Below are 21,339 nucleotides of genomic sequence, written 5' to 3'. Positions count from 1 at the left end.
GTCTCAGTTCCCCGGGAAGCGTCCCGCGTCCACGAGCGCTTTGCCCAAAGAGACGACTTGATCGCGGCCGCCATCTACCCGGAACAGCCACCGTTTCCCAATCTTGCCGTTGGGCGCGAATTCAATCTCGATCCGGTTCACTTCGGTCCACCAGATCCGAAAATCCTGGACCGTGAACGACGTCGGGTAAACACCGGCGATCCCGCGCCCCGTCGTCCGATTGATCAATCCGTAGATGAAGTGGCCCTGGTAGGAACAATCATCGACCGTCGCGCCGTTGGCCTCGATGAAGGTGTCGCCGTAGTTCGCCTTCGGCCGACCGTACGTCTCGACGGAGATACGCTCTGACTCCTTCCACAACCTCCGGCCCTCGGTCATGCCGACCACGTCATCCATGCCGTACATGACGAAGACCAAGTCGTTTTCGGCGCCCGCGACATGGATGAAATCCTCGGTCCACTCCGAGGTGTTTTCGAGATACTCGATCTCGAGTCCGGCGAAGCCGTAGTAGAGGCGATCGATCTTTTTCGAAAGCCCCGTCGTCACCGGAATGTCCACGAACTGGCCCCGATCCACAGGGGTGCCGACGACGACGGGCGTCTTGTCCCACTTGTAGTTCTTGTAGACGGCGTCGAAGCCACCCGAGTGGTCTTCGCCGGTTTCGTTGTCGACGAAGTTACGTATGCCCCATCCCCAGCCCCACCCGAGGTCGATGTTCGGGTCGCCCCCGTGGAGGTACCCGTAAGCGTACTGCCACTTCACGGGAGCCATCTCGACGGACCGCGAGGCCTCCGAGACCGTGTACCAGCCCTCGGGTGGCGCGTCCGTATCGATCGCAACCGGCGCATCGGGCGGCACACCCGCATCGGGCTGCGCGGCATCCGGCATGGGAGGCGGGGCCGCATCAGGAGGAGGAGGCGGCGGCGGTGGGGGCGGGGCCGCATCCGGAGGAGGAGGCGGCGGCGGTGGGGGTGGGGCCGCATCCGGAGGAGGAGGCGGCGGCGGTGGGGGTGGCGGCGGGGGCGGGGGTGGCGGAAGAGCGGCATCCGGTGTTCCCGCATCCGGAACGGGAACGGGGGGCGAAATGTCGGGGGGCGACACAGAGCTCGTGTCCCGGACCGCTGCGTCGAAGGTCGGCTCGAGCGGCACGTCGCCTGGCTCCGGGATAGGGGGCTCGGGCGGCCCCACCGTGACGGGCGCGTCGAAGCGTGGCAACGCCCCGGGCTCGCCGTCCAAGCTGAGGTCAGGGGCCGCGTCCCACGGCTCGCCCAGCTCGCCGTCCGTACCGACGCCACAGGCCGACACGCCGGCCCACACAACCACCCAGAGGCCGACGGCCTGTCCCAGCCGCCCCGCCCCGCATGATGAACTTGTGCGGCCCCGTTCCTTCGCCCGCATGAATGTAACGAAAGATTACCACGGGCGCGACCGGTTGCCCCGTGGCGCCGCGCTAGGCCCTGTCCAACCGGCGCGCCAGGGCGCTCAGGACGGGGCCCGCGGATCCCTCGATGCGAAGCGCGGCCAGGGCATCACCCCGGGTTTCGCCACGGTTCAAGATGGCCACCGGCTTTCCTTGCTCGGCCGCACGCTTCACGAAGCGGTAACCTGAAAAGACAGCCAAGGACGAGCCCACCACCAACAGCGCCTCGGCCTGCTCCAAGACGCCCCACGCTTCGGAAAGCACGGAGGGCGGAACGTGCCCGCCGAAGAACACGACCGCTGGCATGAGGTCTCCCCCGCACCCACAGACCGGCGACTGGAAGCGCTCGAGCCAGGAGGCCGAAACCTCCGCGTCACCATCCGGCGCCAGCTCGGCTTCGCCTGCAAGGTCTGCGTTGAGCGCCGCAAGCTCGACCTGCAGGTCCGACCTCGCCATTTCCGATTGGCAAGACAGGCAGACCACCCGCGACAACGCCCCGTGTAGTTCGACCACGCGGTGGCTTCCGGCCTGGTGGTGAAGTCCATCCACGTTCTGGGTGATCAGCCCCGAAAGCCAGCCCCGCCGCTCCAGGGTCGCGAGCGCCGCATGAGCCGCGTTGGGCCGGGCGGCAGCGAACTTCGGCCACCCCCAAAAACTTCGTGCCCAGTAGCGCCGGCGCACGAGGGCGTTGCGCAGGAAGGCCGCGTGCTGGATCGGCTGGCGAGGCATCCGACCGGTGGTGGGGCCGCGATAGTCGGGAATACCCGACTCGGTGCTGCAGCCCGCACCTGTCAACACTGCCACCTTGCCATGGCGAAAGAACCGGACGAGCTCCGATACCGGGCCCCCGTCGTCCGAAAACGACGACGGCATCGGAGACGGCAGGCGGTAGGGTGGCGGTCCGGTCATCGTGCCATCAGATGCGCGGAAGCTCGGACCCGATGCAACGTCAGGGCGCGCTTGCGGGTGCGTCACGCGCCACGGCACCGGGGCGGATGACGAGATCGGGACGCACACCCAGCGCGGCTCCGTAGCGAAACACGAGCCGCAGCTCATCCGAACCCGGGTCGACCGCGCTGCGCGGCGGTAGACGCCACTCGGCGCGAGACAAAAGATGCAAGGGCAGACGGCCGTCGGGCCCAAAACGCGCGAGGCCCCCGGACATGACGGGCGCCACCAGACACATGAGGGAAAGAGCCAACGCCGCAGGCAGGCGGGCTCGACCGAGCTTCGCCGAGAAATGCAGGATGCCGGCTGCGAGCGCCGGCATGACGAACCCAAGAAAATCCGCGAGGCGTGCTTCGCGCGCGACACCGGCACCCGCCGCGCTCAACACCCCCGCCCACGTGCCATACAGCACCAGGCCCCCCCAGCTCGGTAGGCGCAGGGCGAGGACACCAAGACCCAGAAGCGCCAACAACACGGCCACGACGCCCAGCCCATCGGCCAACGAAACCGCCGTTTGCCACCACACCTCGAATCCCACCTGCCCCGCGGCCCGCCGGAAGACTCCGAGCGAAATCAGGTCGAACCAGCCGGCCCACCGGGCCGTGTCGCCGAAGCCAACCGCTGCCCCCCCCAGACCCGGAGCGGTCCCGAGGGCAAAGGCGAGAGGCCCTAGCAAGGCCCAGCGCGCGCGGCGCTTGAGACCCCACACCCAAAAGACCAAGCCGGGAGGCAAGAGCAAGGGCGCCACGGTGGGAGCGCTCACGGCCGTCACGCCCGCGAGAAAAGATGCCGCCAAGGCCGCTCGCGCGTCGGCCGGGTCTCTCAGCAGCAACGTCACGGCCCAGGCCCACGCGGCGACGAAGCCCAGCGAAAGCGCCTGTGCGGCTGACGCCGTCGTGTAGTGAGTCAAGACAGGACCGCAGAGGGTCACGGCGGCAACAGCCCCCAACACCGCCACAGGCTCGTGAACGGCGTCGTCGGGGCCTAGCCGCGCCCGGGGCGGCGGGCGCAGCCAGGCCGCAAGTTCCAAGCCCACACGGGTCCAAAGGTATACGGCGAGCGCCCCCACGACAGCCCCCAGCAGTGACAAGCGCATCGTGAGATCGCCTACGGGAAATAGAGTGGCCACGCGGCCGAGCGCCACAGCCGCAAAATCAACGGGCTCCGAGACGCTCAATGCGGCATTCACCCCCGAGACGGCTCCGAAGAAGGGCACTGCGCGCAGCTGGGCGAGGCCAAGCGGGGCCACCCACGCCAACACCGGCAGGGAGCAGGCGGCGGCGCGATCGGCCAAGCGAGAGGCTTCCCGTCGAACGGGGAGCGTGACGTCCATTGCCGCCATCGAACGCCAATCACGCTCGCCTGTCGAGTCTTCGTGCGAAGTTTCCTGACCTGCGACATGCACCCCGATGAGCCTCGAGGGGCCACCTCTGCCACTATGAGCCCGCAGCTCTCTGCCGGCCGTTCGGCCGTCGGCCCCAGGTTTCGGACAGGTCACGCGGAAAAATATGCGAAAGCAACTCTCGCGCTAAGTGATTGCACAATTCACCGGCTCGCCATACGCTTCCCTTTCCCTACATGAGCATTCATGTTTAGCCCGTTTCAACAGGCGCGGTGCCCGTGAGTCTGATTCGGGCCACCCCGCAAGCCACGCAGCACGGACGCTACACCGTGGTGCGAAAGCTCGCCGAAGGCGGGATGGCCGAGATCTTTTTGGCCAAACAACATGGCTCGCAAGGATTCGAGAAGCCCGTCGTCCTCAAGCGCATTCACGCGGCCCTCTACGCCGACGAGCAGTTTCGCAACATGCTCATCGACGAAGCCCACATTTCGATGGGCCTGTCTCACAACAACATCGTCCAGGTGCTCGATCTCGGCCAGGCTGGAGGGCGGTATTTCCTGGTGCTCGAACTGGTCGACGGCTGGGATCTCGGGCGGCTCTTGCGACGAGCCGAACGGGTGGGATTGCCCTTCCCTCCCGAGCTCGCGCTGTACGTGACCGCCCAGGTCTGCCGCGCGCTGGGATATGCCCACGCCAAGTCGAGCGTCGAGGGCAAGCCGCTCGGCATCGTTCATCGCGATGTGAGCCCGCAGAACGTGCTCATCAGCGAACAAGGCGAAGTCAAGCTGGCCGACTTCGGCATCGCAAAGGCTCGCCGGAAACGGGACAACACAGAGACGGGTGTGGTGAAGGGAAAGATCGCGTTCATGTCCCCCGAGCAAGCTCTGGGGCAAACGCTCGATGCGCGTTCGGACCTCTACTCCCTGGGCACGCTGCTTTACCTGCTCGTGCTCGGGCAACGGCCCTTCGAGGGGGCGTCGGATCTCGAGGTGCTGCTGCGGGTCCAACAGGGCGAGTTCACCCCTCCCCTCGCACGGGCGCCGGACCTTCACCCCGCCCTCGTGGCGATCCTCGAGCGGGCCATGTGCTTCGATCGGGACCAGCGCTTCGGCTCCGCCGACGACATGCTCGCCGATGTCGAGGGGGCCCTGCGCAACACCTTTGCCTCTCCGGGCCAGACGGAGCTCAAGCAGTGGCTGCTCGAGCTTGCCCGCCGCGACGGGGAGCCCCCCATCGGGCGGCAGGGCCCAGGGGCCGTTCCCGAATCGGCAATCCCGGGCGGCGAAATTACCGGAGAAGCCCTGGTGCTGGGCGAAGAAGCGGCAAGGCACGACGAGCCGACCCTGCTGCACGAGGCCGGGTCACGGAGGGAGAACGTGGCACGCTTGGTCGGCGCCGAACCTACCGTGGCTGACTTGCGCATCGGGCCCTCCTGGCTCGAAGAAGAAGCGCCGCGCGCCATCCGATCGACCCAGCCTTCGCGCTGGACGGGCCTCTTGGTGGTGGTGGTACTCTGTGCTTTGGGCGCGGCGGGCTTCGGGCTGTGGCGGGCCGCCTGGGGAACCCGCGCGGCCGAGGTGACTCCGCTCCCCCCACCTCCCGCGGAGGACGAGGCGACGCCCCCACCGCCCGTGCAGCCGCCCCCCCGCCCCCCCGCGAGCGCCCGAGCCGAACGCGCGGAGCCGCAACTGCGCGCGCCGCCCCCGAAAACCGAGTCCGTCGACGAAGTGCCGGCAGACGAGGCCTTCGAGGGCGCAGCCGACGTCACGGAGCTACCGTCCAACACCGCGGCTTTGCCTTCCGAGGATCCCTCGAGGAGCCTGCCTCCTTCCCGAAGCTCCCGTCGCGAGCTGCCGCCGCCGCCGGTCGAAGGGCTCGACGAGCTGTCCTTGCCTGAACGCACCCGGGAGCCCGTCGCGCCTGCCCCCGAGCCTGTCGTCGCCGAACCCCCACCCTTGCCCGATAACGAGCCGCCGCCCCACGAAGGCGCGGCCGAGAACGCACCCCGCGGCGCGGCAGAGGGACCGGCCCCCGAAGGCGCCCTGGAGCCCGAAGCGCTGGGAACGCCCTGAGGCAGCGCTCGCCGCTCGGCCAGCGCTGAAGTAGTCTCAACGCCACCATCATGCGAGGCCTCCGCCTGATCCTGGCTGCCGCGGCCGCCGCCTACTCGGTGAGCCAGTTTTGGACCGAGCGGCGCAAGCTCGCCCGCGTCCGCAACATGCCTGTGCGCCAGGCGATCGCCGAACATGAACGGGATCGCCACGACGCCCAGCGAACTCTCTATCTCGTCACGGCTCTCGTCTGCACGGTCGCCCTGGGTCTGGCCGTTTATGCCTTCGGCGTACTCCCACCGCCCCGCGTCCAGGGAGCCCCCTGAGGTGTTCGGGTCAATGTTGCTGGCGGTGCTCGTGTTGGCGCTCGGTACCGAGGTCAGTGAACGGGTGCGTGTGCGCCGTGAAGAAATCATTCTGCGCAAGCTCCCCGAGTCCGAGGCGTTGGCCTACTACGAAGTGCTCAAGCGCCGCGTCCGCAAGGTGCGCGTGCTGCGGGCCGTGGTGCTCTGTGCGCTCGTGGTGATCGCCCTATCCATCAAGCGCATCGTCTTGGTGCGCGGCGGATAGTGCGCCCGGGGGCCGCTTGACGGCCTTCCCGGCAACCGATATGCCGTGGCCATGCGAATCTACTGGGGCCGCGACGCCTTCACGGCGGATCCGGCGCGCCCCGGCGGTGCGGTCGTCGCGATCGGCAACTTCGACGGCGTCCATCGCGGGCACCAGGCGCTGCTCGCGCGGGCGCACGACGTGGCCGCCCGGACGTCCGGACGCGCCTGCGGCGTGCTCACGTTCGACCCGCACCCGGCCCGTCACTTCGCCCCCCAGCTGGCACCGCCCATGATCATGCCGCTCGCGGCTCGGCTCGAGACCCTCGCCAGCGCGGGCGCCGGTTTTGCGCTGGTGCAGACCTTCGATGCCGCGTTCGCCCACACCACCCCCGAAGCGTTCGTCTTCGACCACCTGCACGCCGAGCTGGGCGTCAGTCACGTGGTCGTGGGTTACGACTTTGCGTTTGGCAAGGGCCGCCAAGGCAACGCCTCAAAACTCGTCGCCTGGGCCAGCCAGGTCGGCATCGGTGTGGACGTGCTCGAGCCCGTGACCGTCGAAGGCATCGTGTGCTCGTCCACCAAGGTGCGGGAGTTCGTGCTCGAGGGACGGGTGGAGGGCGCGGCTCTGCTTCTGGGTCGCCCCTACGCCCTCGAGGGCCAGGTGGTCCATGGCGCCGCCCGCGGGCGCAACCTCGGCTATCCCACCGCCAACGTCGCGGCCGACACGGAGCTCCTGCCGCGCGCCGGGATCTATGCGGCCTGGGCCACGGAAGCGCCCCCCGTCTCGTCTGCCGCCGCCGAGGTCTTCCCGTCGGGGGAAGCGCCCGCGTGGCCTGCAGCCGTGAGCGTGGGAACGAACCCCACGTTCAACGTGCAGGGCGCCCTCTCGATCGAAGCCCACCTCATCGATTACAGTGGTGACCTCTACGGCAAACGCTTGCGTCTATCCTTCGTTGCCCGGCTGCGAGACGAGCTGCGCTTCGACAATGTCGAGGCGCTCGTTCGTCAGATCGCGGCCGACGTGACCCAGGCGCGAGACCGCCTCCTGCCCCCCTCATCCCTTGGGAACCCATGACCGCAGCCACCGAGCCCTTCGAGACGGAAACGATGGCCGAACTTTGTGCCCGCCAGGGCCGCTTCGGCGCCGCGCTCTCCATCTACCGCAACCTGCTCAATGCTCATCCCCACCACGCGGCCGCGCGGCGTTGGCAAAGCAAGCTCGCCGAGCTGGAAGAGGCTTGGCAAGAAGACGGCGGAGGGCCCACACTTCCGCACGAAGTCCCCCTCCCGGGCGTGCCCGGCGTGGTGGCAGTCACGGGGCAAGATGCCCACGGCGAAAGCGCCGCGATCGTCGCCTGGGCGCTTCCGGCCACACGCACGCCTCCGGTGCTCGAGGTCTTGTTGTTGGTGCGAGGTCCCGAGGGCATCGAGCGCGTCAAGCGGCAGCTGAGCCTGCCCGCCTCGTCCGGTCGCATGACCCTTCCAGTGCCCGGGCTGCACAGTGCGGTCGCAGCCGTGGGGCTCCTGTCCGAGGGCGTGTTCGTCCCCCTGGCGCGCTCGGCTCTGCCGGTGGCGCCCTAGGCACGCCCCTCGCCGCCCTTCCCCATCCGCCTTATGGGCGGTGGAGAACAAACGTGGTACTGTCCCCGCCCGATGTTTTCCGGAGTCTTTACCGCCCTGGTTACGCCGTTCCGCAACGATCGCGTGGACGAGGAGGCCTTGCGCCGTCTCGTCAACGATCAGATCGACAACGGCATCGATGGTTTGGTGCCCTGTGGCACTACGGGTGAGTCGGCCACGCTCGACGTGGAAGAGCACCTGCGTGTCATCAAGATCGTCGTCGCGGAAGCGAAAAAGCGTGTCCCCGTGGTCGCCGGCACCGGCGCGAACTCGACGAAGGAAGCCATCGAGTTGTCGAAGGCCGCCCAGGACGCCGGCGCCGACGGCATGCTGCAGGTCACGCCGTACTACAACAAGCCCACGCAAGACGGGCTCTTTCACCACTTCAAGACGATCATCGAGGCCGTGCCGCTTCCCACGGTTCTGTATAACGTGCCCGGGCGCACCGCCTGCGATCTGCTGCCCGAGACCCTCGAGCGCCTGTGCGCACTCGACAAGGTCGTCGCGGTCAAGGAGGCCACGGGCTCGGCGGCCCGCGCCGCGGAGATCATCGCCCGTATCGGCGACCGCCTGGCCGTGTTGTCGGGAGACGATGCCACGGCGTTCGCGCTCTACGCGCTCGGCGGCAAGGGGTGTATCTCGGTCCTGTCGAACATTGCCCCCAAAGACATGTCGGCCATGTGGGATGCCGCCGTAGCGGGCCAGTGGAACGAAGCCCGTGCGTTGCACTACAAGCTCTTCGCCCTCTCGCAGGGGCTGTTCGTCGAGTCGAACCCGATTCCGGTGAAGGCGGCGCTCGCCATGATGGGGCGCATGACCGAGGAGATTCGGCCGCCGCTCTATCCGCTCTCGGCCAAGTTCCGCGACAAGCTCGCGCAGCAGCTCTCCCAAGCCGGGCTGCTCTAAACGCTCACGCTTGGCGGGACCTACAACCTCTCCTTCACGTCGACACATGAGCACGCGCATCGCCGTTCTGGGCGCCTCTGGCCGCATGGGCCGCGCCATCATTCGCATCATCAGCCAAACGGACCACGCCCGGTTGGCTGCCGCCATCGAACGCCCTGGCGCCGACGCCTCGGGCGCCGACGCCGGAACGCTGGCGGGGCTTGCCCCCCTGGGCGTCGCGGTCGACACCAAAGCCCCCGCCCCGGGAAGCACCGACGTCTGGATCGACTTCACGTCACCCAGCGCCACCCTGGCCAACATCGCCGCAGCCGCAGCCGCGGGGGCAGGCATCGTCATTGGCACCACGGGCCTTTCCGAGGCACAGAAGGCCGAAGTGGGCACCTACGCGCAGCGCATGCCCATCGTCTTGGCGCCCAACATGTCCGTGGGGGTCAACACCTTGCTCAAGCTCGTGAGTGACGCCGCCCGCACCCTGGGCACCGGCTTCGACATCGACATCGTCGAAGCCCATCACAAGATGAAGCGCGACGCCCCTTCGGGTACCGCTTTGCGCCTGGCCGAGGCCGCCGCCGAGGGCCGCGGCGTCGCGCTCGATGCCGTCGCCTGCTACAGCCGCCATGGCGACGTGGGGCCGCGCCCACCGGGGGAGATCGGCATCCAGACGCTGAGGGGTGGCGACGTGGTCGGCGACCACACCGTGTTCTTCTTCGGGCCCGACGAGCGCATCGAGATCACCCACCGAGCGTCGTCTCGAGACGCGTTCGCCCGGGGCGCCGTACGCGCGGCGCTGTGGCTTGCCGGAAAAACGCCGGGGCTCTACGACATGCGCGACGTGCTGGGACTACGCTGAAGACGCCCACTCTCGATTGATCCTCGCCCGCACGTGCGGGTACAAAGAACGGCAACGCCATGCCCCGAGGCCGTGCGCCCAAAGCTCCCGATTACGCGGCCTTGCCGACCGAGGCCGACAACCCGCGTTCAGAGCTGCTCGACACCCTGCCGGCCCTGGAGGTCGTCAAGCTCATGGCGGAAGAGGAGGCCAACGCCGTCAAGGCGGTGAGGGCGCGCGCGGACGTGATCGCGCAGGGCGCCCGTCTCATCGCCGACACCCTGGTCAAGGGGGGGCGGCTGGTCTACGTCGGCGCCGGCACCTCGGGACGCCTCGGCAACCTGGACGCGGCGGAGTGTGTTCCCACCTTCGGCATCCCGCCCTCGCTCGTCGAGGCCGTGGTGGCCGGCGGAAGCCGCGCCCTGGTCAAGTCCGTCGAAGGCGCGGAAGACGACACCCGGGAAGCGGAGCAGCGCATGCGCCGCATCGCCGTGGGCCCGCAGGACGTGGTCTGTTGCATCGCTGCCTCGGGCGTCACGCCCTTCGTGAGGGCCGCGCTGGAATACGCCCACAGCCGACGGGCCGCCACGATCTTCATCACCTGCGGCCGCACGGTGACCTACGAGGACGGCTCTCCGATCGCAGACGTCGTGATCGAGCTGGCCACGGGACCCGAGGTCATCTCGGGCTCCACCCGCCTCAAGGCGGGCACGGCCACGAAGATCACGCTGAACGCCCTGTCCACCACGGCCTTCGTGCTGCTGGGCAAAACGTATGGCGGGCTGATGGTGGACGTGCGCCCCACGAACGCAAAGCTGTGGGCCCGCGCCACGCGCATCGTGCGTCGGCTGACGGGCCTTGGCGAAGAGGAAGCGCTCGCGCTCATCAAAAAGGCAGGGGGGCGCGCCAAGGTAGCGCTCGTCATGCACCATGCCCACGTCAACGCCGTGCGCGCGAAAGAGCTCCTGGTTTTGCACCGGGGCTCGCTGAGAGCCATCGTGGGCGACCTGGACGTACGCGCCGGGGACTGACGCCGTTGGCCCTCAGGCCATCGGGAGCTTGCGCTTCTTGAGGAACAAGATGAGTGAGGGAAGCGCCAGGATGGCTGTGGCCAGGCAGGCCACCTCGCCCAGGATCGCCATCACACCAAAGCCTCGCAGGGCCTGATTCCGGGCCGCCAGGAGCGAGCCGTACCCCACAATGGTGGTCCAGGAGCAAAGGGCCACGGCGCCTCCGGTCGAAGCCACGGCCGCCTCGACGTCTCGGTCTTGCCGGTACCTTGCCATGACGTTGAGCGCGTACTCGGCCCCCACGCCGAACGTGATGGGCAACGCAATGAAGTTGAGGAAGGTGATGGCCACGCCGGCCCACCCCGCAGCCCCCACCATCCAGATCACACCCAGAATTAGCGAAAGCACGGCGGACAGGGCAGCTGACAGGGGGCGCATGATGAGCACCACCAGGAAGACCACCGCCAGCAAAGAGACCCCCGTTGCCACCGGCCCATCTTTCAGGATGGAGCGAATCATGGCACCAAAGACCACCGCGTGACCCGCCGTTTCGATGGTCTTCGTTTCACCACCTTCACCGCTCGGGATCGTGACCTTCTGCGAGACGGCCGCCATCTCGAGGAGGTCACGTCCGTTCCAAACTGAAAAGCCCTGCTCGACGGGGTAAAGCAGCACCACCCGCCCGAGGGTGCCATCGGCCTCAGTGAAGGGACGCCGCGCGAGGGGCGGCAGATCACCGGGCTTCAGCACTGCGAGGTCATCGGGCGGGTTCACCGCCGAGAGCTTCTTGCGCTCGGCCTCGGTTAACACGTCGAGCGCCGGATCGTTGGCCAACTTGTGGATCTGGGACACCAGGGCGAGCTTTTCTTCCTGCACCTCGGGAGGCCCCGGCAGCATGTCGTAGATCGTGACGACCTGCCCGATCACCTTGCGTTGCGGGTTGACCTGCTCGTCTTGCGCGCGCAGTGCAGTTCGCAGTGACTCCACTTCGGAAATGTCGTCGGCCAAAACGATGGTGGGCTGCGGCCACCTTCCGAAGAGGTCGTCGAGGCTGCGCGAAAACTGCCGCTGATCGTCGGACTGGTCGACGTTGGCAGCCAGCTTGCGGAAGTTGTACTCGAAGGGAGCGTCGAGAAAATGTGTGGTGCCGAGGGCCAACACACCCGTGAGGATCACCGAGCCCAGCAGGATAGCCGTGGCGTGCCGGTGCAGAAGCCGCCCCACGGGCGCCATCGACCAGGGCGCCACTTGACGCCCGAGCCGAGAGGCCCTCCGGTCCAAAAGCACGAGCATCGCGGGCAACATCGTGAAATTGGCCACCCAGCAAAAGAGCACACCTACCCCGCCCATGACCCCAAACTGCGAAAACCCACGGAAGCTCGTCAGCATCAGGCTCAGATACGCCGCCGAAGCACACACAGCCGCGGTCAGCGTGCCCTTGACCACGCCGGCCATCGCAGCAGCCAAGGCCTCGCGATATCCCAGGCCGTCGGTGCGCGCCTCCTCGTAGCGCGACAACAGCACGATGCCGTAGTTGATGCCGTTGCCCAGGATGATCGACCCCAAAAAGGCCGTGGACGCGTTCAAGTAACCGAACGCCTGCTGGGCCACACCGAAGGCCAGCACGGTGCCCAACGCCGCAGGGGCACCGATGAGAGGCACGGAGCGCACACGCCGAAAGTAGAGCCCAATCGAAAGCGCCACGATGGACAAGCAGGTCACGGTGACCCAGACGATGTCCCGCTCGACAGCCCGGCGGCTGGCGATGGCGGTCACGATGGGGCCGCCTGGCTCCACCGTCATCTCCGGGTGGTAACCCTTGGGATCGAGCCGCGCAATGATGGCCCTGGCTTCGGCCAGGAGAGCTTCGCCCGCACGCTCCACGAACATACCCCCAGGAGGCAGGGCCACGACCCACACGTACTTTCCGTCCTGGCTCATGAAGTAGCCGTCCGGAAACTTGTCGGCCAAGCCCGTCCGTCGCTTCTCGATGCGCTGGGAGAGCGCCCGTTCGTCCTCGTCCTCGTCGTCTCCTCCGAGATCGATGAACAGCGGGTTTTTCCGAGCGCCAATCTCCCGCCGCAGCCGATCTCGAATCTGCTCGAGATCGTCCACCGATAAATAGAGCCACTGGTTCCTCTCGAAGAACGCCTTCAGATCGAGGACGTTGTACGTGGCCAGCTCGGAGATCTCGCGCGGCAACTCACGCAGCGCGGCCGTCAGAGCCGCCGCGTACTTCAAGTTCGCGTCTTTGTCGGGAGAACGAATGCCCACCGCCAGCAGGCTCAGATCGCCCATACGGGCCTGGGTTCGCAACAGCGCCACCACCCCGGGGTCGTCACTGGGCAGAAGCTCGTGGAATGCCGTCTTCAACTTGAGCCGGGAGGCAAGCCCCCCGCCCAAGGCGAACAAGAGCGCGCCGACCACCAGAATCGCCACCGGGTGGCGGCCAACCCACGCCGCGTAACGTCGGGCCACGGGGGATATTTCGGAAGCGGAAGACAAAGCGCGAGAGCCCGCAGCGTAGCAGAGATGGGAAGTCCAACGGAAACTTGGAAAAGATTCTGTTCGTTTCGCCACGGACCCGGGACGCCGTGTGGAGATCTGTGCGCCGATCTGGCACGGACGTGGCACCGACGCCGCGCCCTGCGAGCCCGGACGCCGCAGGCTTGTGCCACCGCTCCTTGCTAAACTAAGCTGTGGCCAGCATCGGGCACGTCGCCGTGGGAATGCTGGCGGGTCGCCTGCACGGGGCCCGCGACAGCCGAGATCTGATGCGCACGATGTCGGCCTATGCGGGGCTCTCGCTGCTCCCGGACCTCGACATCCTGCCCGTGGCGCTGGGGCAACCCGACCACGGGTTGCTGGGGCATCGCGGCTTTACGCATACCTGGGTGTTTGCGGGCCTCGTCGCCGCTCTCGCGTACTGGATATTCCGGCGGGGCCGGTATCCCGTACGTGTGGCGGTCCTGAGCTTCCTGGTGGTGGCCAGCCACGGGGTTTTGGACGCTGCGACCACGGACAGCCGCGGCATCGCGCTCTTGTGGCCGCTCCTGCCCGAGCGCATCACCCTGCCCCTCCGCCCGATTCCCGTGGCCCCATCGGGGCTTGCGTACCTGTCAGCGCGAGGGCTCGAGGTGAGCCTGGTCGAAGCGCTCTACTTCCTTCCCTTGATGCTTTTGGCCTTGTGGAAGGGACCGCTGCGCTCCTTCCTGAAGAGCCGCCATCCCGTTTTCGCCCGCGTTCAGGTCTTTCTGATCGCCACAGCGTTCTGCCTGGTCTTGGGGCAGATCTGGCTCGCGCACTCGGAGCTGGTGGCAAAAACCTGGGCACCTCGGGCCCGAGCCTCGCCGGCCGGGTCCGCTGCCGCAGCGCTTGAACCCGACCCGCGTCCTGGACCCGACCGGTAGGGCCTCTCGCCTGATCCGCTCACACCGGAGAGGGTGTTCGATCTTCACCACCTACACCGGTGAAACTTCGACACTTCCGGCGACGTCCCTCGGGGCAGCTCTCGCCCAAACAGCTGCGGAATTCACCAGTTGCGTGAATTCTTCGTGTCTGGATCGCGTCTTGCTTTAAGCGGGCGCGACATGGACGTTCAACCCGCCACCGCCCCCCTTTCGACACGCCGCGCTTCCCGGCTCGCGCCCCGGCTGGCCGCACCCAAAGTGCTGCTCTGCGACCTCGACGGCACCTTGATCGACACGATGCCGATCCTGGCGGACTTGGCCACGGACGTTCTCGAAGAGGTCTACGGCATGGACCGCAAGCTGGCGCGGGACATGTACCTCACCACCTGCGGCCTTCCCTTCATTCGTCAGCTCGACGCCATTTGCCCGGGCGATGGCCGCAACCAAGCCGCGTCCGACCGCTTCGAGGCGGCGAAGCCCGCCCGCTGCAACACCGCGCGCCTGACGACCGAAACGCGCTGGGCGCTCGAGGAACTCCGCAGCCGGGGCGTGGCCGTGGTGGTCTCGTCCAACAACGGCACCGAGAACGTGAACACGTTCGTCGCCCACAACCGGTTTCCTTTCGACATGGCGCTGGGCTACGGCAACGGCTTGGCCAAGGGCCGCACGCACGTCGAGCTTGCCATGAAGCACTTTGGCGTCCGCCGCGAGGACCTCATGTTCGTGGGTGACTCTCTTCACGACGGTGACATCGCCGACCAGGAGGAGCTCCGCTTCATCGGCGTGGCCGGGACCTTCTCGCGCGAGCGCTTCGTGCTCAAGTTCCCGAAGCACCCGGTGGTGGACCAGTTCGCCCACATTCCGGACCTGTTCTGGCCGATGGCCTCCGCTGCGGGACTCTAAGTGGCCAGCCTCGACGTGGTCCTGATGGCGGCCGGGCTTGGCAGCCGTCTCGGTGAGCTCACGCGCCATCTTCCCAAAGCCCTCATCCCCGTGGCGGGAAAGCCGCTCCTGGCCTACGGACTGGGCTTCGCGCGGCTCCTGGCACCGCGGCGGATCATCGTGGTGGGAGGTTTCGAGTTCGAGCAAGTGGCCGACACGCTCGAAGCGCTTCGGAAGGGCCCCGCAGCCGATCTGCCCATCGAGCTCGTGCAAAACGCAGCGTTCCGACGCGGCAATATTTTGTCGTTCCAGGCCGCCCGGCCTCACCTCGTGGGCGATTTCCTGATCCTCAACGTGGACCACATCTACCGGCCGACGATTGCGCCCCTGGTGGCGGCGCCCGTCACGGATGTCACGGGCTTCATCGACACCGACCGCACGCTCGGCGCGGACGACATGAAGGTGCTGCGCGATGCAGAGGGCCGCATCCAGGAGATCGCCAAGCCCCTCTCCCAGTTCGATTGCGGCTACGTGGGCATGACCCGCGTGCCGGCCGAGGCGAAGGCGCGTTATCTGGCCGCCGTGGACGAGGCGATCCGCGAAGATGGGGAGGACATCCACGTCGAACGCGTGCTGGCGCGCCTGGCGCGCACATCCTTACCCCCCCATTGCCGCGACATCAGCGGCCATGGCTGGCTCGAGGTGGACACGCCCGAGGAACGCCACCAGGCCGAAGGCGCCCTGGGCGGCGGCGCCTTCGACGGTCTGCGGGCCTGAGGGGCTCAAGCCGCCGGACGGCCCGCGAGCGCGTCTGCGAGCGCATCCAGCATGCGACGGGTCGCCTCGAGATCCACGCACCCATCCGTGATGCTCTGGCCGTAGCGCAGGCTCGTGCCCGCAGGCGGCGGGAAGGCCTGTTTCCCTGCCACCAAGTTCGACTCGATCATGACGCCCAGGATGTGATCGTGACGGCGAAGCTGAGCGGCGATGTCGTCGAGCACCACGGGCTGCCGCGCGAAGTCCTTCGAGCTGTTGTCGTGGCTACAGTCGATCATCACTCGCGACGGCAAGCCCGCCTTTCGCAGCTCGTCTGCGGCCGCGAGCACGTAGGGCTCTTCGTAGTTGGGCCCGGCCAAACCGCCGCGCAGCACGAGGTGCGTGTCCTGATTGCCCGTCGTGGCCACCACGGCCACACGCCCCTCGACGTCGACGCCCAGGAAACGATGCGGCTGCGCCGCCGACTTCATCGCGTTGAGCGCGGTCTGCAGGCTACCGTCCGTTCCGTTTTTGAGCCCGATGGGCATCGAGAGCCCGGAAGCCATCTCGCGATGGGTCTGGCTCTCCACCGTCCGCGCACCGATCGCGGCCCAGGAGATGGCCTCCGCCAGGTACTGCGGCGAGATGGGATCGAGCACCTCCGACGCCGCCGGAATGCCCGCTTCCGCCAGCTGCACCAGGAGCTTGCGCCCCCTCCGTAGGCCGGTCTCCACGTCGTATGTGCCGTCGAGGTGGGGATCGTTGATGAGCCCCTTCCATCCCGTCGTGGTCCGCGGTTTCTCGAAATAGACGCGCATCAGGACCAGCAACGACGCGCCGTAGGTCCGGCGGGCCTCGGCGATGAAGGCCGCGTACGCTTCGGCCATCGCGACGTCGTGGATGCTGCAGGGCCCCACCACCACGAGGAGACGGCGATCCTGACCATGGATGAGCTGCCTCATCTCCTCCCGCGCCGTGGCCACGGTCTCCGCCGCCGCATCCGTCATCGGGATTTCCGCGACGATTTGAGCCGGCGTCGCCAGGGGTTTGCACTCTTTGACGTGAAGGTCTTTGGTGGGGCGCATGGGTCGAACGGCCGAAAATAGCAGCCAGCTGCGGCCCGCGCCGCCTGCGTGCGGCGGGTTCAGGTCCGCGCGCGGAACCGTCCGGCCCGCCAGGCACTCACGCTGGCTCCCACGGCCACGAGGCAGGCCACCGGCACGAACGCAAAGAGAGCCACGCGGGCAAACCCCGGGGCCCACGCATGCCGCGCCGCCGTCAGGGCCAGGTGCACCACGTAGACGAAGTAGCCGCTCATCAGCAAGGCCCCTTCTTTTCGGCTCACCGCCCCGCCCGTGAGCAGCAGGGGATAGCAACACACCGTTGCGAACAGCATCACGGGCACATCCAACGCCAACGCGCCGGGCGCGACGCGCACGGGACCGCGTGCCACCACGGCCGTTGCGCCCAGGACGAGGAGGATGTTGGCGATGTTGCTGCCCACCACATTCCCCACCACGATCTCCCTTTGCCCTCGCATCGTGGCCACGATCGACGTGAAAAGCTCCGGGAGCGACGTCCCGATCGCCACCACGGTGAGGCCAATCACCAACTCGCTGACGCCCAGCGCCCGCGCCATGTGCACGGCGGCATCCACGAGCCAGCGTGACCCGAGAACCAGCATGCCGAGGCCCACGCCGATCAAGGCCAAGTCCCGCGCGACGGTGGCAAAGCGGGGTCGCCCCACCGATCGGGGCACACCCTCAGGTGTTTCGGTGCCCTGGCGGCGGCCCACCTGAATCGAGCGCCAGGTGTACACGCAGCCGAGCAGAAGACACACGAGGCCGTCGACCGAAGAAAGAGCCCCGTCCCACGCCAGCGCGAACAAGAGCGCCGATACGCCCACCAGAAAGGGAAAGTCCCAGCGCAACACGGCCGGGTCCACCACCAACGGGCGAAGCAGCGCCGACAGCCCGAGGATGAGAAGCAGATTGCCGATGTTGCTCCCCACCACGTTCCCCACGGCCAAGTCGCCCTGACCCGCCCACGCCGAGAACACGGACACACCGAGTTCAGGGGCGCTCGTGCCCACCGCCACCACGGTGAGCCCCACGACCAGCGGCGATAGCCCCAAAGACAAGCCCAGCCGCGCAGCGCCACGGATGAGCACATCCGCGCCGCCCGCCAGTAGCACCAACCCAAGGACCAAAAGAACGGGGGAAGAGAGAGTCACGCGTGTTGTTGCCGCAGACTGTGAGCCAACGCAGCCTTTACGGCACCCTTCGAAGGGGTGCAAGGGTCAAGGTGTCCCCACGACCCAGCGCCGGGTACCTTCACCCGAAGCGCTGTGGTACGTTGTGGGCCATGTCTTCGCCCGGCTTTCCCAAGGCGCCTCCAGCCCGGCCGGGTGGGCCGGATTTGTCTTCGTTGCCCCCCTCCCGGCCAACGCCGCCCCCGCCCCCGCCCGCGGCAACGAGGCGGGTGGCCGCAGCGTCCCGCCCCCGCTGGTCGCCTCCCCCGGCGGCACCTGGATACACCCCGCCTCGCGCTCTCCCCGTGACGGAGACTTCTGCGGCAGGGCCGTTTCCCACGGACTTTGGCCCCGTCGCGCCGGCGCCCTGGGACGAGATAAACATGTTTCCCCCCACCCCGGAGCCGCACCCCACCGCGCCGGGCACGCCGGGATCGTTCGCGCCCTCCTTCGAGGCCCCACCGACCACCATCAGCGCCCCCCCCGTCATGGCGCCCGCGGTGCATACGAGCCCCGACGCGCCCCTCTACGCGCCCCCGGAGTTCCCCGCCCCGTCACCGTATGCCCCCCCTTACGGAGGGAGCCCGAGCCAAGACTGGGCGGCTCCCGGTCCCGCTTCGGGACCCAGCCATGCGCCAAGCCCCGACAGCCTTCTGGGCCGTGCGGCGGCCCGCTCGAAGAGCCAGGGTGAAGACCCCTACGCCACGGAGACCCTGCCGGCCGGAAGGCTCGAGCGTGTCCGGCGCCGGGGCCGCCTTGGTTGGCTGCTGGCAACCCTGGGATTCGCCGCTCTCATCGGCGGGGCCGCCCTGGCCAACAAGGAGCGCGAGCGCCTGCTGGCCTTGCAGAGTCAGCAGCAGGACGCTGTCGACGCTGCACAGGCCCGCGTGGCGGCCGCAGAGAGCCGTGCGGCCGAAGAGGCCCGAAAATTCGCAACGCTCGAGGCCGAGATCGCGGCCAAGGACACGGCGACCTCCGCAGACCAGAAGCTGATTGCCGACCTCAAAGAGCAGCTCACCGAGAAAGACGGCGAGATCGAGTCGGCGGGCAAGGAAGTGTCCGTGAGTCTGGTCGACGATGTGATGTTTCCCAGCGGAAAGGCCGAGCTTTCCTTGGGTGGGTACCGTGTGCTGGCCCGCGTGGGGAAGATCCTGAAGGGCGTCGAAGACAAACAAATCATCATTGGCGGCCACACCGACAACCGCCCCGTCAAGCGCAGCGACTTCCCCACCAACTGGGAGCTCTCGTCAGCCCGCGCGGTCAACGTGGTCCGTTACCTCGTGGAAGAAGTTGGGCTCGACCCCACGCGGGTCTCGGCCGCGGCCTACTCGCAGTACCGCCCCCGCAGCAAGAACCTGGCGCGCAACCGGCGCATCGAGGTGCTGCTCACCCCCATCGTCAAGGTGGACCGGAAAGCGGCTCGCTAGGGCGCTGGTGGCAAGGGCGCCCGCCTCGGGTAAGGCGGGCCCCCGTGGTCGCGTTTAGAACATCGCGCTGTTGATCCAGAGGTGGCACCAGATGCTGGCGAAGTAGCCGAGCGCGATGGCGGGGCTCCAGACCAGGTGCTTTAAAAACGTGTAGTTGTGCTGGGACTGTCCCATGAGGCCCACGCCAGCCGCCGAGCCCACGGACAGCAGACTTCCGCCCACACCGGCCGTCAACGTGATGAGTAGCCATTGACCGTCGCTCATCGCTGGCTGCATCTGCAGCACAGCGGCCATGATGGGAATGTTGTCGATGACGGCGGAGAGCAGGCCCAAGACGGTGTTGGCGAGGGTGGGGCTCCAGCCTTCGTAAAGGAGGTGCGACACCATCGACAGGTAGCCCACGTATCCGAGGCCCGCCACGCAGAGGATCACGCCGTAGAAGAACAGCAAGGTGTCCCATTCGGCCCGCTCGATGAAGCGGAAGGGGTCGAACGCCACGATGTCACCCAGCTGTGATTCGCTCGGGCTCGCGTTGAGCTGCGCCTTGCGGCCCTGCCGTTGCAAGTAGTAGCCGAAGACCTGCAGGAAGCCGAGGCCCGTCACCATTCCCAGGAAAGGGGGAATGCCGAGCACGCTGTGGAACGACACCGCCGTGGCGATCGTGATGAAGAAGAGGCCGAGAACCCGCCAGGCACCGGGCTTGAGCGTGGTCGTCACTTCGTCGGAACTTGGCAGTCCCTTGGGAACGGCCAACCCCATGAGGATCGCCGGAACCAGCGCGTTCACCACGGAGGGAACGAAGAGGCGGAAGAACTCGCCAAACGCCAACACGCCTTTCTGCCAAACCATCAAGGTGGTGATATCGCCAAACGGCGAAAACGCGCCCCCCGCATTGGCCGCCACCACGATGTTGATGCACCCGATCTGAATGAAGCGCTTGTTGTCGCGCCCGACGGAGCAGACCACCGCACCCAGAACCAAGGCCGTGGTGAGGTTGTCGAAGATCGCCGACATGAAAAACGCGGTCACGCCCGTGAGCCAGAAGAGCTTGCGGTAGGTGAAGCGCCGCTGAATGAGCCAAACGCGCAGGCCTTCGAAGAGGCCTCGGTCGGTCATCGCGTTGATGTAGGCCATCGCGGTGAGCAGGAAGAGCAAGATCTCGCTGTACTCCAGCACGGCGTGGCGAACGGCTTCTTCGACGTGATGCGCGTTGTCCGTGCCGCGCTCGACGAAGGCCATCAGCGCCCAGATGAAGCCCGCGGCCAGGATGACGGGCCCGGACTTTTTGAGCTTCGTGAGCTCCTCGCCCATGACCAGCAGGTAGGCAAGCACGAACACGCCCACGGCCACGTAGCCCGCCCAGTGATGGGTCAAATCAGCGCCGCCCGCCGACGCCAGGCCGGCCAGGCTGTTGGCGGCGAGGCCCGGGAGGCCGAGGTCAAGGTGAGGAACAGTTCCGAAGATGCCGCTCATGATCTGTGTTCAATCCCACGAGACAAGGGGAAACAATCGCAACGCGCGGCCCGAGTATAGGGAATCAGGGGGGTAAGGAAAGCGTCAACACCCCCGGAGGTCAGAATTCACCCCCACCTTACGTCGGGGCGCCCCACGGGCAACCACCTGTTCGTCTTCCTGGTGCCGCTGCGAGTCGACCTGGGGTCCCCGCCCGCCTCGACGGCGCAGAGCTCACGCCTGCCGCGTGATGGACGTTGCCATGCCGAGCCGCTAGTATCCCTGGCGCGAACGGTCTGCGACTCCTCGTCGCCTTGCTTCGTTTCTGTTTCTTGGCCTCGTATTTCGCCCTGGTCTCAACCTTGGCTCGTTCAGGCACCGGACAGCGGGCAGTGGGTTGGGGGAAGGGGAAGAAACAAACCGGGTCCGCGAACACCGGATTTTTCCGGTTTGAAACAGGAAGCCCTCCCGCAAGGGATGGTAG

General features: G+C 67.4%; 20 protein-coding genes. 12 read left to right on the top strand and 8 right to left on the bottom strand.

Features of this window, described 5'->3' with window-relative positions; genetic code table 11:
- Positions 1-3 precede the first annotated feature (3 nt).
- From KA712_09760 to KA712_09750, 3 genes are all read right to left on the bottom strand, one after another.
- Positions 4-1,305, bottom strand: a complete 1,302-nt coding sequence (locus KA712_09760; GenBank protein MCG5053231.1) for a hypothetical protein — start codon at positions 1,303-1,305, stop codon at positions 4-6.
- Positions 1,306-1,450: 145 nt separating this feature from the next.
- A complete protein-coding gene (locus KA712_09755) occupies positions 1,451-2,293 on the bottom strand; it encodes an NAD-dependent protein deacetylase (protein ID MCG5053230.1) in 843 nt (280 codons plus the stop codon).
- A gap of 76 nt (positions 2,294-2,369) precedes the next feature.
- The gene (locus KA712_09750) at positions 2,370-3,701 is read right to left on the bottom strand and encodes a hypothetical protein (GenBank protein MCG5053229.1); all 1,332 of its coding nucleotides are present in this window, start codon (positions 3,699-3,701) and stop codon (positions 2,370-2,372) included.
- Between the two features lie 287 nt (positions 3,702-3,988).
- Here KA712_09750 and KA712_09745 point away from each other — a divergent pair, with 287 nt between their 5' ends.
- The 8 genes from KA712_09745 (at position 3,989) to murQ (ending at position 10,698) form a co-directional block, all read left to right on the top strand.
- Entirely contained in the window at positions 3,989-5,782 is a 1,794-nt protein-coding gene (locus KA712_09745; protein ID MCG5053228.1) for a serine/threonine protein kinase, read from the top strand.
- A gap of 50 nt (positions 5,783-5,832) precedes the next feature.
- Positions 5,833-6,087 (top strand): hypothetical protein, encoded by a 255-nt coding sequence (locus tag KA712_09740; protein ID MCG5053227.1) that lies wholly within the window; start codon positions 5,833-5,835, stop codon positions 6,085-6,087.
- Position 6,088: 1 nt separating this feature from the next.
- Positions 6,089-6,331: a hypothetical protein gene (locus KA712_09735; protein MCG5053226.1), complete on the top strand. Its 243-nt coding sequence runs from the start codon at positions 6,089-6,091 to the stop codon at positions 6,329-6,331.
- 51 nt (positions 6,332-6,382) lie between these two features.
- Positions 6,383-7,387 (top strand): bifunctional riboflavin kinase/FAD synthetase, encoded by a 1,005-nt coding sequence (locus tag KA712_09730; GenBank protein MCG5053225.1) that lies wholly within the window; start codon positions 6,383-6,385, stop codon positions 7,385-7,387.
- Positions 7,384-7,893 carry a hypothetical protein gene (locus KA712_09725; protein MCG5053224.1) on the top strand — a complete coding sequence of 170 codons (510 nt, stop codon included), beginning with the start codon at positions 7,384-7,386 and terminating at the stop codon, positions 7,891-7,893. The genes KA712_09730 and KA712_09725 overlap by 4 nt, the downstream gene beginning before the upstream one ends.
- Before the next feature lie 72 nt (positions 7,894-7,965).
- Entirely contained in the window at positions 7,966-8,838 is an 873-nt protein-coding gene (dapA, locus tag KA712_09720; protein MCG5053223.1) for a 4-hydroxy-tetrahydrodipicolinate synthase, read from the top strand.
- A 46-nt stretch (positions 8,839-8,884) separates the two neighbouring features.
- On the top strand, positions 8,885-9,688 hold the full coding sequence (gene dapB / locus KA712_09715) for a 4-hydroxy-tetrahydrodipicolinate reductase (protein ID MCG5053222.1): 804 nt from the start codon (positions 8,885-8,887) through the stop codon (positions 9,686-9,688).
- 59 nt (positions 9,689-9,747) lie between these two features.
- On the top strand, positions 9,748-10,698 hold the full coding sequence (murQ, locus tag KA712_09710; protein MCG5053221.1) for an N-acetylmuramic acid 6-phosphate etherase: 951 nt from the start codon (positions 9,748-9,750) through the stop codon (positions 10,696-10,698).
- A 12-nt stretch (positions 10,699-10,710) separates the two neighbouring features.
- Here the strand turns inward: murQ and KA712_09705 are convergent, their stop codons facing one another.
- A complete protein-coding gene (locus KA712_09705; protein ID MCG5053220.1) occupies positions 10,711-13,155 on the bottom strand; it encodes an MMPL family transporter in 2,445 nt (814 codons plus the stop codon).
- Positions 13,156-13,376: 221 nt separating this feature from the next.
- Between KA712_09705 and KA712_09700 the strand changes: the two genes are divergently transcribed.
- From KA712_09700 to KA712_09690, 3 genes are all read left to right on the top strand, one after another.
- Positions 13,377-14,087: a metal-dependent hydrolase gene (locus KA712_09700; GenBank protein MCG5053219.1), complete on the top strand. Its 711-nt coding sequence runs from the start codon at positions 13,377-13,379 to the stop codon at positions 14,085-14,087.
- A 180-nt stretch (positions 14,088-14,267) separates the two neighbouring features.
- Positions 14,268-14,990 (top strand): HAD hydrolase-like protein, encoded by a 723-nt coding sequence (locus tag KA712_09695; protein MCG5053218.1) that lies wholly within the window; start codon positions 14,268-14,270, stop codon positions 14,988-14,990.
- Positions 14,991-15,746: an NTP transferase domain-containing protein gene (locus tag KA712_09690; GenBank protein ID MCG5053217.1), complete on the top strand. Its 756-nt coding sequence runs from the start codon at positions 14,991-14,993 to the stop codon at positions 15,744-15,746.
- Between the two features lie 5 nt (positions 15,747-15,751).
- Here the strand turns inward: KA712_09690 and KA712_09685 are convergent, their stop codons facing one another.
- From KA712_09685 to KA712_09675, 3 genes are all read right to left on the bottom strand, one after another.
- Positions 15,752-16,810, bottom strand: a complete 1,059-nt coding sequence (locus KA712_09685) for a 3-deoxy-7-phosphoheptulonate synthase (protein MCG5053216.1) — start codon at positions 16,808-16,810, stop codon at positions 15,752-15,754.
- A gap of 59 nt (positions 16,811-16,869) precedes the next feature.
- Entirely contained in the window at positions 16,870-17,958 is a 1,089-nt protein-coding gene (locus KA712_09680; GenBank protein ID MCG5053215.1) for a calcium/sodium antiporter, read from the bottom strand.
- 100 nt (positions 17,959-18,058) lie between these two features.
- Positions 18,059-18,361, bottom strand: a complete 303-nt coding sequence (locus KA712_09675) for a hypothetical protein (GenBank protein ID MCG5053214.1) — start codon at positions 18,359-18,361, stop codon at positions 18,059-18,061.
- Here KA712_09675 and KA712_09670 point away from each other — a divergent pair.
- Positions 18,360-19,403 (top strand): OmpA family protein, encoded by a 1,044-nt coding sequence (locus KA712_09670; protein ID MCG5053213.1) that lies wholly within the window; start codon positions 18,360-18,362, stop codon positions 19,401-19,403. The two genes, KA712_09675 and KA712_09670, sit on opposite strands and share 2 nt — an antisense overlap.
- A gap of 54 nt (positions 19,404-19,457) precedes the next feature.
- Here the strand turns inward: KA712_09670 and nhaD are convergent, their stop codons facing one another.
- Positions 19,458-20,876, bottom strand: coding sequence for a sodium:proton antiporter NhaD (gene nhaD / locus KA712_09665; protein MCG5053212.1), 1,419 nt, complete (start codon positions 20,874-20,876; stop codon positions 19,458-19,460).
- Positions 20,877-21,339: the final 463 nt, after the last annotated feature.

The organism is Myxococcales bacterium (genome assembly GCA_022184915.1).
GTDB lineage: Bacteria > Myxococcota_A > Polyangia > Fen-1088 > Fen-1088 > JAGTJU01.
The sequence above is the reverse complement of the archived record's forward strand: the minus strand, read 5'-3'. Positions and strand labels throughout refer to the sequence as shown.